Source organism: Kibdelosporangium persicum (assembly GCF_013280595.1).
In the GTDB taxonomy this organism is placed as follows: Bacteria; Actinomycetota; Actinomycetes; order Mycobacteriales; family Pseudonocardiaceae; genus Kibdelosporangium; species Kibdelosporangium persicum.
This window is the reverse complement of sequence record NZ_JAAATY010000040.1, coordinates 15,574-30,086: the sequence shown is the minus strand read 5'-3', so window position 1 is coordinate 30,086 and position 14,513 is coordinate 15,574. Positions and strand designations below refer to the sequence as shown.

Genomic DNA, 14,513 nt, shown 5'->3' with positions numbered 1-14,513 from the left:
GGGAAAGCGCCGGCCACCGATGTGCTGATCAAACGGCTCTCCGCTGCTCCGGCCGCAACTGTTCGAACAGGGCGGCCATCCTGAGCACGCCGGGGTCGTCGAACCGGCGGCCGGTGATCTGCAGGCCGATCGGCTGGCCTTCGGCGGTGTACCCGCAGTTGATCGACACCGACGGCTGGCCGGACATGTTGAACGGGACGGTGAACTCGATGTGCTCGAACGGCCTGGCGGGGTCGTTGACCGGCGACGCCCACTCGGCGGGGAAGGCGGACACGGGACTCGTCGGCGAGAGCACGAAGTCGTACGGCGCAGTCGCCCGCAACGCGGCCACGGTCATCCTGTCGATCTGCGAGAATCCGCGATACACGTCCACACCGGAGGAATCACCGCCCGCACGTGCCCATTCCGTGATGTACGGCAGCACCCGCTCGAACCGCTCCGGCGGCAACGTCATCAGGTCCGACCAGAGCCGGGTTCGCCAGAACAGGTCGAGGCCGTCGATCATCTCCCTGGTGACGAAGGGGTTCATCGGCTCGACGGTCACGCCCGCGTTCTCGAACAGCCGCGCGGCTGCCTCCACCGCCGACCTGATCTCCGGCTCGACGTCAAGCCCGACACCGGCGTCGAGGTGCAGCCCGACGCGTACTCCAGCGGGGTCGAAATTCAAGGACTGCCAGTCGATATCGCTCGGCGGCAGGCTCATGTGGTCCCGCTCGTCCGGTTGGGACAACACCCGCATCAGCAATGCCGCGTCCGCGACTGTCCTGGTCATCGGGCCGACGACACGACCGATGTACGGCGGATCCACCGGCACACGGCCAAAGCTGGGCTTCAGGCCGACGAGACCGCAGAACGCCGCAGGCAGCCGGATCGACCCGCCGATGTCCGTGCCAAGGTGCAGCGGGCCGTACCCGGCCGCAGCCGCGGCACCAGCGCCCGCGCTCGATCCGCCTGGCGTTCGTGCCGTGTCCCAGGGATTCCGAGAGGCTTCGTGGAAGCTGGACAGGCCGGACGTGAGCATTCCGTAGTCCGGCATCGTGGTCTTGCCCAGCGTGATCGCACCGGCCTCACGCAGCCGGGCCGCGGCCGGAGCGTCCTCCGCGGCGGGCACCAGTTCCGTCGCGGCCGTGCCCAACGGGACCGGCGTGCCGCGGGTGGCGATGTTCTCCTTGATCGTCACCGGCACGCCGTCCAGCGTCCCTTGTGGATTACCGGCTCGCCAGCGCAGCTCGGATTCCCGTGCCGCCGCCAGGACAGCCTCCGGTTCGTGCGTGTAGAACGCCTTCAGCCTGGGTTCCAGCGACGCGATCCGGGCGAGCACCGCTTCGGCCACCTCGACCGGCGAAAGCCCCGACCGGTACTCGGCGAGCAGGTCGACGGCAGGCAGGTCCGCGAGATCAGTCATGTCCGTCCTTTCACGCAGGCGGGTCGAAGCGGCCGTCGACCGCGGTCCAGCCGCCGTCCACGGCGATCACGGCGCCGGTCACGAAGCTGGCGGCGTCCGATGCCAGGTACACCACGGCACCGGCCAGTTCCGACGGTCTCGCCCACCGGCCGAGCGCGCCCTTGTCGGCGTACGCCTGGTACCAGCCGGGATTGGACTTGATCTGCGCGGTCAGCGGGGTTTCCACCACACCGGGCGCGATCGCGTTGACCCGCACACCGGACGGGCCGAACTCCGCCGCGGCCGTGCGGAACAGCTGCACCAGACCGGCTTTGGTGGCCGCGTAGACACTCTGACCAGGTTCGACCGTCGTGCCACGGATCGACGAGAAGCCGATGATGCTGCCGGTGCCGCGGTCGACCATGCGCGCTCCGAAAGCCCGCACGACGTCGAAAGTGGCGCCCAGGTTCAGCGCGACCACGCGGTCGAACTCCGCCTTGGTGTAGTCGAGCAAGCGTTTGCGGACGTTCATGGCGGCGGTCAGCACGACGACGTCGACCTCGCCCAACGCGGCCGCCGCTGCCGTGACCGCCTCGGTGTCGAGCACGTTGATCTCGTACGCGTCGGCGTCGATCATCGACGCTGTCTCCTGCGCGGCAGGCAGGTTCACGTCGGCGCACACCACCGACGCGCCGTGAGCGGCGAGAGCCAGCGCCGACTCGCGGCCGATCCCGCTGCCCGCGCCCAGAACCACGGCCCTACGACCGTCCAACCTGAACAGTTTGGTGTAGTCGGTCATGCCGGCCGGATCACCGCCATCCTCGTCACGGTCAGTTCCTCGATGGCGAACCTCGGCCCCTCGCGGCCGATGCCGGAGTCCTTCACACCGCCGTACGGCATGGTGTCCGACCGGAATCCGGGTACCTCGTTCACCACGACCGCACCGACCTCCAGCGTGTCGATCGCCTTGTGCGCCGTGGCCAGCGACCGCGTGAACACCGACGCGTTCAACCCGTACCGCGAGTCGTTCACCACGTCGAACGCTTCATCCATAGTGGACACTGTACGCAAACAGACGACCGGGCCGAAGATTTCGTCGTCCCAGCAGGAAGCACCGGCGGGCACGTCGGCCAGCACGGTCGGACGGACCACGCCGCCGTCGAGCTCGCCGCCGCTGACCACCCGTGCACCGGCGGAAACCGCCGAGTCGATCCATTCCAGGACACGCTTGGTGGACCGCTCGTCGATCAACGCCGACACCCTGGTCCGCGGGTCCCGCGGGTCGCCGGTCACGACTTCGCCCAGCCGGGCTTGGAGTTTCGCCGCGAAGTCGTCGGCCACGGACTCGTGCACGACCAAGCGCTGCACCGAGATGCACGCCTGGCCGGAGGCGTAGAAACCGCCACGCAGTGCGGCATCGACGGCGGCGTCCAGGTCCGCGTCATCCGCGACCACCATGGCCGCGTTGGATCCGAGCTCAAGCAAGGTCTTGGTCGGTGCGGCGTCGCGGGCGATCTGGTGCCCGACCGCGGACGAGCCGGTGAACGACACGGCGCCGATCCGCCGGTCGGTCACCAGAGTCGAGCCGACCTCCACGTCGCCGGTCACCAACTGGACCAGCGCGGCCGGAGCGCCCGCTTCGACGGCCGCCTTGCGGAACAGGTCCACCAGCCACAAGGTCGCCAACGGCGTTGCCGGAGCGGGCTTGCACACGACCGGGCACGCGGCGGCGACCGCGGGCGCGATCTTGTGCGACGCCAGCAACAACGGGTAGTTGAAACCCGCGATGCCCACCACGACACCGATCGGCCGCCTGGTCCAGTACCCCACCATGCCGTCGCCGGACGGCAGAAGATCCAGCGGCACCGTTTCGCCGTGCAGGCGTGCGACCTCCTCGGCCGAGGCCTGCAAGGTCACGATCGTCCTGGCGACTTCGACCCGGCAGTCCACCAAGGGCTTCCCGGTCTCCGCGACCAGCAGTTGTTCAAAGGCCTCACGGTGGGCCGTGATCGCGTCGGCCGCCGAGGTCAGGATCTGACGACGGGCACGCGACGACAGCGCGGCGACCTCTTTCCTGATCGCGACAGCCTCGTCGAGGGCCTGCCGGGCGAGTTCCGAGGTGCCGACCGGGGCCTGCGCGACGACAGTCCCGTCGTACGGAAACAGCACCGGAGTAGTGCTGGGCGTCGGTACCCAGTCCGGCCCGATCGGCAGCCCAGGGGGATACGGCGGGGAGAACATGCTCATCCTTCCTGGAATCTCGCGAGCGCGGCACGCAACGTCGGCGCGGCGGCGATCAGCTCACGCGTGTACAGATGCGACGGCTCCTGGTAAACCTGTTCGACGTCACCGAGTTCGACGATCTCCCCACGACGCATCACCGCGACCGTGTCACACACGTGCCGGACCACGGACAGGTCGTGCGAAACGAAGACCAGCGTGAGGTCGTACCGCTCCACCAGTTCCGCCAGCAGGTTCAGGATCTGCGCGCGGACGGACACGTCCAACGCGCTGACCGGTTCGTCGGCGATCAGCACCTTCGGGTGCGGCGCGAGGGCACGGGCGATCGAGATGCGCTGCCGTTGCCCACCGGAGAACTGGTGCGGGTAACGGGAAGCCGCGTCCTGCGGCAGGCCGACCGCGTCCAGCAGCTCGTGCAGTCGTTCTTCGCGGTTGCCGGAACGTTTCAGCGGCTCGCAGATGATGTCGCGCACGCGCATCCGCGGGTCCAGCGAGCCCATCGGGTCCTGGAAGACGATCTGCAGCTCGTCCCGCAGGAACTTCAGCCTGCGCTCGGGCAGTTCGTCGATCCTGATGCCGCGGAACGAGATCGTGCCGCTCGTCGGCCTGTCCAGCGCGGCCAGCAGCCTGACCATAGTGGACTTTCCGGAGCCGGACTCGCCGACGATCCCGAACCGTTGCCCGGTGCGGACGTCGAACGACACCCCGCGCAGGGCTTCCACCGGCTTTCGGCCGAGCCGTCCGCGGTACGTCCGGCGAAGGTCACGGACCTCAATCATGGGACACCGTCCGGAGCCTGCCGTTCTCGTCGGTCGCCTCAAGGTCCGAGGACGCGAGGAGTTGCCGCGTGTAGCGGTGTTCCGGCGCGGTGAAGACGTCACGGACGAGGCCGGATTCCACGATCCGCCCGTTGTACATCACAAGTACCCGCTCGCACACGGTTGCCACGACAGCCAGGTCATGGGTGATGAACAGCAGCGCGGAGTCGTTGGTGTTCGCCAGGATCAGGTCGAGGATCTGTGCCTGCACGGTCACGTCCAAGGCCGTGGTCGGTTCGTCGCAGATCAGCAGCGACGGGTTGTTGGCCAAGGCGATCGCCAGCATCACGCGTTGCCGTTGCCCACCGGAAAGCTGGTGCGGATAGGACTTCGCGGCCCGCTGGGGATCAGGCAGGCGGACCCGGCCGAGCAGGTCCACGGCGGCCGCACGGGCCGACCGGCGGTCCGGTTGTGTGCGGTGCAGCGACATGACTTCCGCGACCTGTTTGCCGACCTGCATGGCCGGGTTCAGCGCGGTCATCGGTTCCTGGAAGACCATGCTCATGTCCCGGCCACGCAACCGGGACAACTGCCGTTCCGGCATGCCGACGATCTGCTTGCCGTTCAGGGTGATCGAGCCGGACGCGGTCAGTTCCTCGGACAGCAGGCCCATCACCGCGGACGCCGTCACGGACTTGCCGGAACCCGACTCACCGATCAGGCCGACCCGTTCACCCTTGCCGATCGTGAAGGACACGTCCCTGACCAGCTCGGCATCGCCTGCCGAGACATTCAGGCCGTGCACGGTGAGGACGCTCATCGACGGCCTGCCAATCGTGGGTCGAGCCGGTCCCGCAGCCCGTCGCCGAGCAGGTTGAAACCCAGCACCGCGATGGCGATCGCGATGCCCGGCACGATGGCCAGCCGTGGTTGCACCGCCAGCAGCTCCTGCGATTCCTGCAGCATCCGGCCCCATGACGGCGTCGGCGGGCGCGTACCGAACCCGAGGAACGACAACGCCGCCTCGGCCAGCACAGCGATCGCGAACGACACCGAACTCTGCACGATCAGCAGGCCCGCGACGTTCGGCAGGACGTGCCTGTGCGCGATGGCGAACCGGGACCGTCCGGCCGCACGCGCCGCGAGCACGTACTCGGTGCTCATCACCTGCAAGGTCCCGGACCTCGCGATCCGCGCGAAGGACGGCACGGTCGCGATCCCGATGGCGATCATCGCCGTCAGCGTGCTGGCGCCGAACACCGCGCCGAACATGATCGCCAGCAGCAGGGCCGGGAACGCGAGCACCAGATCGTTGACCCGCATGACAAACTCGCCGAGCCACCGCGGGCCCATCGCGGCGAGGATGCCGAGCGGCGTGCCGATCACGGCAGCCACGCCGACCGCGACCACGCCGACGTACAACGTTGTCCGCGCGCCGACCATGATCTGGCTGACCAGGTCGCGGCCGAACTTGTCCGTGCCGAACAGGTAATCGCCGGTCGGCCCGAGCAAGCGTACGGCCGCGTCGACGCGGGTCGGGTCGTGCGGCGTCCACAGGAAGGACATCACCGCGAGCAGCACGACGAGACCGACCAGGATCGCGCCCACGGTCAGCGTCGGTGTCCGGCGTTTCATGGCGGCAGTCGTCATCAGGACCTCCGCAGCCGTGGGTCGATGACCGTGTACAGCAGGTCGACCAGGAAGTTGACCAGCAGCGCGGCGATCACCAGGACGAGCACGATCCCTTGCACCGTCAGCAGATCACGGGCCGCGACCGCGTCGAGCAGCATGCTTCCCAGCCCCGGCAACACGAAGACGCGCTCGACCACGACCGCACCGATCAGCAACGTCGTGAGCTGCAAGCCCAGTACGGTCACCACAGGCACGGCGGCGTTGCGCAGACCGTGCCGCACAAGCGCTTGGCCGGGCATCAGTCCTTTCGCCCGGGCCGTCCGCAGATAGTCCTCCCGCAACGTGTCCAGCACAGCTGACCGGACGTACCGCGTCAGCACGGCGCCCTGCACCAGACCAAGCGCCAGGGCGGGCAGGACCAGGCCACGGAGGAACTCGCCGAAGTCCTGGTTCGGCGGTGTCCATCCACCGGACGGCAGCAACCGCCACTGCACCGCGAAGACCTGCACCAGCAGGATTCCGGCGAGGAACGCGGGCACTGCCACACCGAGCTGGGACGCCCCGGAGATGACCGTGCCGCTGACCTTGCGGTGCCGCACGGCCGCGAACGAACCCAGCGGCACCGCGATCACCACCGCGATCACCATGGCCGCGCCGACCAGCCACAACGTCACGCCGAGCCGGTCGGCGAGCTGCGGGCCGATCAGGTCGCGGGTGACGTACGACCGGCCGAAGTCACCGGTCAGCACGCCGCCGATCCAGTCGAAGTACTGAGTCGTGAGTGGACGGTCGGTGCCGAACTCCGCCCTGGTCCTGGCGATCAGCTCCGGTGTGGCGTTGATGCCCAGCGCCACCTGCGCCGGGTCGCCGGGCAGGACCGCCATGAACAGGAACACGGCGATGGACGCGGCGAGGACACTGACGAGGAAGATGGCCGTGCGGCGGGCGATGCCGAGGATCATCGGCGCCCCAGCCCGGTCAGGTCGAACGACTCGCTGACCTGGTTGCGCGACAGCCCGGTGACCTTGGTCTTCGCCGCGATCACGTTGGGGAACAGGAACAACCAGTCCGCGGCGGCGTCGTCGGCGATGGTGCGGGCGATCTCCTTCATGGCCTGGACCTGTTTCTCCGGTGTGCCCACGTCCGCCTGGGTCAGCAGCTCCCGCACCTTCGGGCTGTCGTATCCCCAGTAGTACTTGGGATTGCCGAACGTGACGATGTCCCGGGCCTCGACGTGCTGGACGATCGACATGTCGAAGTCGTGGTCGGTGAACACCTGCTTGAGCCACACCGCCGGGAAGTCCAGCGGCTCGATGCTCACGTTCACCCCGACGTCGGCCAGTTGCGAGGCGACCACCTGCGCGGCTGAGACGGCGTACGGCAGGTTCGCCACTCGCAACCGGAGGCTGATGTTCCGCAGGCCGGCCTCGGCCAGCAGCGCTTTCGCCCGCGCCGGGTCGTGCGGGTGGACGCCGGACAGGTCCTCGTACCAGGGGTCGGTCGGCGGCACCATGCTGCCGATCTGGGTGCCGCGACCGGCCGAGACCGTGGCCATCACCGCCTTGCGGTCGATCGCGTACGTCAGCGCCTGGCGGACCCGCTTGTCGTTCAGGGGCGCTTTCGCGTTGTTGAACGAGAGCGTGACCTCGGCGTTCGTCGTACCCTGCAGGACGGTGAACCGGGTGTCCGCCTCGAACTGGCCGATCGAGTCCGGTGTGGTGATCGAGGAGATCACGTCGATCCCGTTGCTGAGCAGGGCGTTGTTCAACGCGGTCGGGTCCTTGTAGTACTTCAGGTACACCGTGGTGTACGCCGGTCTGCGGCCCCAGTAGGACGGATTGGCCCGCAGCACGATCGAGTCACCGCGCTTGCGGGTGGCGAAGGTGTACGGGCCCGTGCCGACCGGCGTGTTCGCCAGGTCCGCGACGCCGGACGGGCTGAACATCGCGCCCACCCGTGTGGTCATGTCGAACAGCCAGTTGTTGCTGGGCCGTTTCAGCACCACCCGGGCGTGCAGCGGGCCGACGACGTCCACCCGGTCCACGACGTCCATCTTGGACTTCAGCGAGATGGTCCACGCCGTCTTCACCCGTTCCACCGAGAACTTGACGTCCTGCGCGGTGAACGGCTGGCCGTTGCTGAAGGTGACGTCCGGCCGCAGCTGGAAGTCGTACGTCCGGCGGTCCTCGCTGACTGTCCACTCGCGAGCCAGCAGGGGCACGACCCGGCCGTCCGCGTCCAGTTTCACCAGGCCTTCGTAGACGTTGTACAGCAGAGCCTGCGGAATCGCGGCACCATCGGTGCGGGTGAAGTCCAGGTTGGCCGGTTCGGCGGCGAACCCGATCGAGATCGCGTCGGGGTCGGCGGGCACCGACACGGAGGACCCGGCCGAGCAGGCGCTCACGAGCATCGCGAGGACGAGAGTCGCGCCGAACACCCGCACCGGCTTCACCTACCTAGTACGCTGGTCTGACCAGTAGACTCGCACTTGGTCACGGCAGCGGTCAAGAGGGGCGGTCCTCGATGTTCGAGCCGGTCAGCCCGGTCCGGGCGTACGAACGGGTGGTCGAGCAGATCGAAGAAGCCGTGTTCACGGGCCGGCTCAGACCCGGGTCCCGGTTGCCCAGCGAACGTGACCTGATGACCCAGTTCGGCGTCAGCCGGTCGACTGTCCGGGAGGCTCTGCGCGTCCTGCAGAGCAACGGGATGATCCAGTCCCGCGCCGGCGACCCGCGCGGCCCGGAGGTGCTGCCCGCGTCGCCGAAGAACCTGCGCAAGTCGATGTCCCGCCTGGTCAGGGCGGAGTCGATGTCGCTGGCCGAGTTGCTGCAGTTCCGGATGGTGCTCGAAGGGTCCGCGTACCTGCTGGCCGCGCGGTTACGAACCGACGCCCAGCTCGCGGAGATGGAAGCCGCGGTGCGGTCGATGTCGGACGCGACCGGGCACGCCGAGTTCAGCGACGCGGACGTGGCGTTCCACGACGCCGTCGCCCGCGCCACGCAGAACACGCTGATCGTGGTGTGCAGCAACGTCGTGCGAGGCGTGGTGCTCGACCTGATCGCCGACCGGCTGGCCGCCGCGCCGGACCGGCAGGCGCTGATGAGCGCGTACCTGCGGCACCATTCCGAGGTCCTGCAAGCGATCCGTGACCGTGACGGCGAACTCGCCGCCCGCCTGGCCCGGCAGGCGCTGTACGACTACTACGCCGACTGGGTCCCGGAACCCGAGCGCGACCTGCTCGCCGCCCTGGTCACCTCGTGAGCGTTTATCCGTGTTCTAACCCTGATAAACACTCACGAGGGGTTCTGGAGCCAGCCTTTGGCTTCGGCGAGGTGGACGGCCTCGGCGCGGGTCCGGGCGCCGAGTTTCTGGATCGCCGCGGACAGGTGGTTGCGGACGGTTCCTGGGGAAAGATGTAGCTGCCTGGCCAGGTCCGCGATGGTGTCGTGGCCGCGGGCAGCCGCCAGGATCTCGGTTTCCCTTGGCGTCAACGGGCTTGCGCCTTCGCTCAGCGCCGCGAGGGCGAGCCCGGGGTCGACGACCTGCCCGCCTGCCGCGACTTTCCGGATCGCCACGGCCAGCTCGGTCACGGGTGCGTCCTTGAGCAGGAAGCCCGCGACTCCGGCGGCGATCGCGGAGTGCAGGTAGCCGGGACGGCCGAACGTCGTCAGGATCATCACCCGGGTGGCGGGCACCTTGGCGTGCACCAGCCTGGCGGCCGCCAGGCCGTCCATCCCCGGCATCTCGATGTCCAGCAGCGCCACGTCCGGCTGGAACGCCTGCGCCGCACCGAGGACTTCGTCGCCCCGGCCGAGCTGCACGACGACCTCGAAGTCCGGTTCGAGGCCGAGCAGCGTGGCCATCGCGCCGCGGAACATGGTCTGGTCTTCGGCCAGCAACAACTTGATCATGTGGGTACCCGTACTCGGAGGTGGAAGCCACAGTCCTGGTGCGGACCCGAGTCCATCGAACCGCCGAGCGCCCGGGCCCGTTCGGCCAGCCCGGCCAGTCCGTTGCCCCGGCCGTCCTGGCCGGGACCGACGCCGTCGTCGACGATCGAGACCTCCGCGTGGGAGTCCCTGAGCGACAAGGTGATCGTGCAGTGCGTAGCCCGGCTGTGCCTGAGGACGTTGGTCACGCCTTCGCGCACGCTCCACGCCAGCACACCGTCCGCAGGCGCGGGCAGCGACCACGAGTCGGGTGATTCCACGCGGCAGTCGATGCCCGCCGACGCGGCCGCTCGCCGGGCTGACGCCAGTTCTCCAGCCAGCGTGGGCCGGCGGTAGTTCGTGACCGCCTGCCGTACCTCGGTCAAGGCGCGGCGGACGACCGTGTCGATGTCCGCGAGTTCCTGCTCGGCCTTCGCCGGGTCCGCCGTGACCAGGCGACGGGCGAGCTCGGTCTTCACCGCGATCACCGACAGGCTGTGGCCGACCAGGTCGTGCAGGTCGCGGGCGATCCGGTCACGTTCCTCGGCCACCGCGAGCCTGGCCCGTTCCCTGCGGCTGACCTGCAGTTCCAGGAACATGTCGGACTGAACGCGGGACTGCCTGCAGAAGAAGCCGACCATCAGCCCGACCACCGCCAGCCACCCGACCAGCACCGGCTCGAGGTCTTGTGACCAGGCGATGTAGCCGATCACCGCGTTGTACGCGACCAGCCTGAGCGGCAGCCATCGACCGCCGATCCAGCCGGTCGCCGCGCTCGCCCAGATCGAGTTGAACGCCCATTCGCTGCCCGCGAAGATCGGCAGCAGCAGGCACAGCGCGAGCAACACGACGTAGGACAGCCAGGAGGAGAGCCTGTTCAGCAACGGGAGGCTGATGTCGAAGGTCGTCCGCATGCCGAGCACCGCGGTGACGGCCGCGACCAGCAACACGAGGACGGTCTCCCACACGGGCGGATGTCGCGACAGGTAGAACACCGCGGACACGACCATGGCCAGGTACATCAGCGCGAACCTGGACCACTTGCGCCGGTTCCACATCGCCCGGACGTGTTCGTCGGCTGGGTCCACCACGCCTGCCATTGTCACGCGCGGCGCCACCTGAGCAGTACCGCGACGGCCGCGGCCACGGTCCACGCAGCGAGGTTGACGAGCGCTTCCGCCCCGATCGGCCGACTCTCCAGCACCCCGACACCCGCCGTGAGAAGGCTGTGGGTCGGCGCCAGGGTCCAGATCGTCTCGCCGCCGACCACCCCGCCGAGGAACATCATCGTGAAGAACACGAGCACCAGGGCGATCGTCGCCGTCCTGCCGCGGAAGAGAGTTCCGGCGAACACGCCGATCAGGACGAACGGCAACGAACCGGCCACGGTCACCGCGACCAGTAACGGCCAACGTCCGACATGCGTCGTCACCGCGCCGATCACGCTGACCAACAGCACGCCTGGGATGACGGTCAGCACGCCCTGCACGATCTTGCCGATCAGCCATGCCCTGTCCGACAGGGGTGTGACTCGCAACTGTTTGAGCCAGCCGGTGGCGCGGTCTTCCGCGATCGCGCTGCCGCTGCCGATGAGCCCGGCGCCGGTGGCGGCGTAGACCGCCATGGCCGCGGTCACCGCTTGTCCCTGCTTGCCCCAGATCAACTCGAACACCACGGGCATCAGCACGAGGAACACGAGATACCGGAAGTTGTGCAGTGTGCGCAGCACTTCGAACTTCGTGTACGCCAGCATCACTCGGTTCCCCCGGTCAGCTTGACCAGTGCGTACTCCAGGCTTTTGTCGCCCTTGATCTGCTGGGGCGGGCCGTCGGCGATCACGCGTCCGCGGTCGATCACGATGATTCGGTCGGCGTACTCGTCGGCCTCGTCGAGGTAGTGCGTGGCGAAGATGACCGTGTTGCCTTCTTCCTTCACCGCGCGCCAGAACTGCCTGCGGGCCCTGAAATCCAGTGCGACGGTCGGTTCGTCGAGGAAGAGGAGTTCGGGTTTTCCGGCCATGGCGACGGCGAAACGGACGCGCTGGGCCTGGCCTCCGGAGAGGGTGTCGGCTCTGCGGCGCCGGAAGTCATCGAGGCCTGCCAGGGCGATGACTTCGTCGGCGGTTCTCCGGTGGCCGTAGAGGTGACAGGCGAGGTCGATGATCTCCTTGACAGTGGAGTCCGTTGGCAGGCCGCCGGTTTGCAGCATTGCGCCTGTGCGACCGTGCGCGACCGCGGCCTGTGGCGTGCTGTTGAGGACGGTGACTGTGCCGGTTTCGGGACGTTTCAGTCCAAGCAGCAGGTCCACCGTGGTGGATTTTCCTGCTCCGTTGGCTCCGAGAAGGGCGACCGTCTGTCCACTAGGGACGGTGAAGGTCACTTCGGTGAGGGCTTTGGCCGAACCATAGCTGTAGCTCACTCGATCAAAGCTCGTGTCCATGCTTCGACGCTACGAGTGGGCTTGCCCGATGGTCAGTGTCGAGGGTCGCGACTTGACCCATGACGACCGTCATGGGCCAAGCACCGCCCTGGTCACCTCGTGAGTGTTTATCCGTGTTCTAACCCTGACAAACACTCACGAGGGTTATCCTCGGCCTACGAAGGGCATGGTTGTCGCCATGATCGTCATGAACTGGACGTTCGTGTCCAGCGGGAGGGCGACCATTTGCCGGACCGCCGTGGCGACGTGCCGCACGTCGAAGACCGGTTCGGGGGCGATGGTCCCGTTGGCCTGCGGGACGCCTTCGACGAACCTGCTCGCCATTTCGGTGGCCGCGTTGCCGATGTCGATCTGTCCACACGCGATGTTGTAGGGCCTGCCGTCCAGGGAGATCGACTTCGTCAGGCCGGTGATGGCGTGCTTCGACGCGGTGTAGGCCGGGCTGCCCGGGCGCGGGCTGTGGGCCGAGATCGAGCCGTTGTTGATGATCCGGCCGCCCTGGGGGTCCTGGTCGCGCATCAGGGTGAACGCCTGCTGCGCGCACAGGAACGAGCCGGTCAGGTTGATGTCGATCACCCGTCGCCAGTCCTCGAGGGACACGTCGCCGACGTTTCCCGGGGCGTTCAGGCCCGCGTTGTTGAACAGCACGTCGACCCGGCCGTAGCGAGCCCGGACCTGGTCGAACAGGGCCCGTACCGAGTCCGGGTCGGCCACGTCGGTGGGGACGGCCAGGGATTCGCCCTGGCTGAGCGCCGCCGTCTCGCGCAACTTGTCCTCGCGCCTGCCCGCGAGGACCACCGTGTATCCGGCGTCGAGCAGTTCGACGGCGACAGCCCGGCCGATCCCCGAACCGGCCCCAGTGATCACAGCAACCTGAGTCATGCGGTGAGTATTACAAGGACCTCAGGTCGATCGCGGCGGCCATCGCCTTGTAGCCCACGGCGTTCGGGTGCAGCCTGTCACCGACGTCGTACGCGGGGTTCAGGGCGTCCGCGTCCTTCGGGTCGGCCATCACCCTGTCGAAGTCCACGACCGCGTCGTACACACCGGACGTGCGGATCCAGGTGTTGACCTCGTCGCGGACCTTCTCCCCGCGCTCGGTGTAGTACGCGGCTCCCTTGTACGGCAGGATCGTCGCGCCGATCACCCGCAGGCCCTTCTCCCGCGCCTGACGGACGAGCTCACGATGCCCGGCGATCAGTTGCGCCGCGGTCACTGGCGGCCGCGGCGGAAGCCCCGGCACCTCGATCTCGGACAAACCGATGTCGTTGACGCCCTCCAGGATGATCACCGTGCGGACCCGCGGCTGGCTCAGCACGTCCGACTTGAACCGGTTGAGCGCGCTGTCACCGCCGAAGCCGGTGTCTGCCAGTACCTGGTTGGCGCCGATGCCCTGGTTCAGCACGCCGAGCCGGCCACGCAGCCGCTCCGCCAGCTCGTCCGGGTAGCGGTCGTTGGTGTTCGGACCGGCGCCGAAGCCGTCGGTGATCGAGTCACCGAACGCCACCACCACATCGCGACGTGGGTTCGGGTCGATCACCTGGACGCCCGAAAGCAGGTACCAGGACTGCGAAGTCTCGGTGAAAGCCGCGCCGTCACGGTCATCGCGGTGATCACCGGCCGCGCGGTAGGTCGTGGCCTCCGCGACAGCGTGGTACGTGACCGGGCCGGTCGGCTTGGCGAAGTACAGCGTCACCGCGAGGCTTTCCAAGGGCCGCACGGGCAGGAACGCCGTGTCACTCGCGACCTGCCCGCCCGGCGGGATCACCGCCTGCTTGCGGGCCTTGAACGTCAACGGCCGCACCGACTCGACCGCGGCGCCGTGCGTCGCCTTGGCGATCGTCGCGCCGGTGACCGTGAGCGGAGTCGTGCCGTACTTGTTGCTCAGCTGGATACGGACCGCCGGGCCGCCCTGGCTCACGCGGACGACCTGACGGACGGTCTGGTCGGCGAAGCCCTCGAGCGACCAGTTCGGCGCGAAGCCTTCGTGCGGCCTGTGTGCCGAGGCAGTCCACGTGCCTTCCCAGCCCCCGGACTGACCGGCGGACGCGACCGCGGGGGTCGCCACCAGCCCGAACACTGTCACCAGTGTGAGAAGCGTTTTCCGTCTCATGAACCGATGCAACTACA

Annotated in this window: 15 protein-coding genes; 1 reads left to right on the top strand and 14 read right to left on the bottom strand. The window is 68.2% G+C overall.

What is annotated here, in order from left to right:
- Window positions 1-28: 28 nt before the first annotated feature.
- Genes GC106_RS41335 through GC106_RS41300 form a run of 8 tightly spaced genes read right to left on the bottom strand, consistent with a single transcriptional unit; the run spans window position 29 to window position 8,425 of the window.
- Window positions 29-1,405: an amidase gene (locus GC106_RS41335; protein ID WP_173141646.1), complete on the bottom strand. Its 1,377-nt coding sequence runs from the start codon at window positions 1,403-1,405 to the stop codon at window positions 29-31.
- Window positions 1,406-1,415: 10 nt separating this feature from the next.
- Entirely contained in the window at window positions 1,416-2,183 is a 768-nt protein-coding gene (locus GC106_RS41330) for an SDR family NAD(P)-dependent oxidoreductase (RefSeq protein ID WP_173141645.1), read from the bottom strand.
- The gene (locus GC106_RS41325; RefSeq protein ID WP_173141685.1) at window positions 2,180-3,625 is read right to left on the bottom strand and encodes an aldehyde dehydrogenase family protein; all 1,446 of its coding nucleotides are present in this window, start codon (window positions 3,623-3,625) and stop codon (window positions 2,180-2,182) included. Before GC106_RS41325 ends, GC106_RS41330 begins: the two co-directional genes overlap by 4 nt.
- 2 nt (window positions 3,626-3,627) lie before the next feature.
- A complete protein-coding gene (locus tag GC106_RS41320; RefSeq protein ID WP_173141644.1) occupies window positions 3,628-4,404 on the bottom strand; it encodes an ABC transporter ATP-binding protein in 777 nt (258 codons plus the stop codon).
- Complete coding sequence (locus GC106_RS41315) at window positions 4,397-5,203, bottom strand: ABC transporter ATP-binding protein (RefSeq protein WP_173141643.1); 807 nt, start codon at window positions 5,201-5,203, stop codon at window positions 4,397-4,399. Before GC106_RS41315 ends, GC106_RS41320 begins: the two co-directional genes overlap by 8 nt.
- Window positions 5,200-6,018, bottom strand: coding sequence for an ABC transporter permease (locus GC106_RS41310; RefSeq protein WP_173141684.1), 819 nt, complete (start codon window positions 6,016-6,018; stop codon window positions 5,200-5,202). Before GC106_RS41310 ends, GC106_RS41315 begins: the two co-directional genes overlap by 4 nt.
- Before the next feature lie 14 nt (window positions 6,019-6,032).
- Complete coding sequence (locus GC106_RS41305; protein ID WP_173141642.1) at window positions 6,033-6,977, bottom strand: ABC transporter permease; 945 nt, start codon at window positions 6,975-6,977, stop codon at window positions 6,033-6,035.
- Window positions 6,974-8,425 carry an ABC transporter substrate-binding protein gene (locus GC106_RS41300; protein ID WP_173141683.1) on the bottom strand — a complete coding sequence of 484 codons (1,452 nt, stop codon included), beginning with the start codon at window positions 8,423-8,425 and terminating at the stop codon, window positions 6,974-6,976. The genes GC106_RS41305 and GC106_RS41300 overlap by 4 nt, the downstream gene beginning before the upstream one ends.
- A 113-nt stretch (window positions 8,426-8,538) precedes the next feature.
- Between GC106_RS41300 and GC106_RS41295 the strand changes: the two genes are divergently transcribed.
- Window positions 8,539-9,276: a FadR/GntR family transcriptional regulator gene (locus GC106_RS41295; protein WP_173141641.1), complete on the top strand. Its 738-nt coding sequence runs from the start codon at window positions 8,539-8,541 to the stop codon at window positions 9,274-9,276.
- A 32-nt stretch (window positions 9,277-9,308) separates the two neighbouring features.
- On the opposite strand, the gene GC106_RS41290 is transcribed toward GC106_RS41295, so the two are convergent.
- The 6 genes from GC106_RS41290 to GC106_RS41265 all read right to left on the bottom strand — a co-directional run bounded on the left by GC106_RS41290 (window position 9,309) and on the right by GC106_RS41265 (window position 14,496).
- On the bottom strand, window positions 9,309-9,926 hold the full coding sequence (locus tag GC106_RS41290; RefSeq protein WP_173141640.1) for a response regulator transcription factor: 618 nt from the start codon (window positions 9,924-9,926) through the stop codon (window positions 9,309-9,311).
- Window positions 9,923-11,035 carry a sensor histidine kinase gene (locus GC106_RS49575; RefSeq protein WP_173141639.1) on the bottom strand — a complete coding sequence of 371 codons (1,113 nt, stop codon included), beginning with the start codon at window positions 11,033-11,035 and terminating at the stop codon, window positions 9,923-9,925. The genes GC106_RS41290 and GC106_RS49575 overlap by 4 nt, the downstream gene beginning before the upstream one ends.
- Window positions 11,036-11,046: 11 nt before the next feature.
- The gene (locus tag GC106_RS41280; protein ID WP_173141638.1) at window positions 11,047-11,697 is read right to left on the bottom strand and encodes an ABC transporter permease; all 651 of its coding nucleotides are present in this window, start codon (window positions 11,695-11,697) and stop codon (window positions 11,047-11,049) included.
- Entirely contained in the window at window positions 11,697-12,383 is a 687-nt protein-coding gene (locus tag GC106_RS41275) for an ABC transporter ATP-binding protein (RefSeq protein ID WP_173141637.1), read from the bottom strand. The genes GC106_RS41280 and GC106_RS41275 overlap by 1 nt, the downstream gene beginning before the upstream one ends.
- Before the next feature lie 144 nt (window positions 12,384-12,527).
- Window positions 12,528-13,265: an SDR family oxidoreductase gene (locus tag GC106_RS41270; protein WP_173141636.1), complete on the bottom strand. Its 738-nt coding sequence runs from the start codon at window positions 13,263-13,265 to the stop codon at window positions 12,528-12,530.
- A 10-nt stretch (window positions 13,266-13,275) separates the two neighbouring features.
- Complete coding sequence (locus GC106_RS41265) at window positions 13,276-14,496, bottom strand: SGNH/GDSL hydrolase family protein (RefSeq protein ID WP_173141635.1); 1,221 nt, start codon at window positions 14,494-14,496, stop codon at window positions 13,276-13,278.
- Window positions 14,497-14,513: the final 17 nt, after the last annotated feature.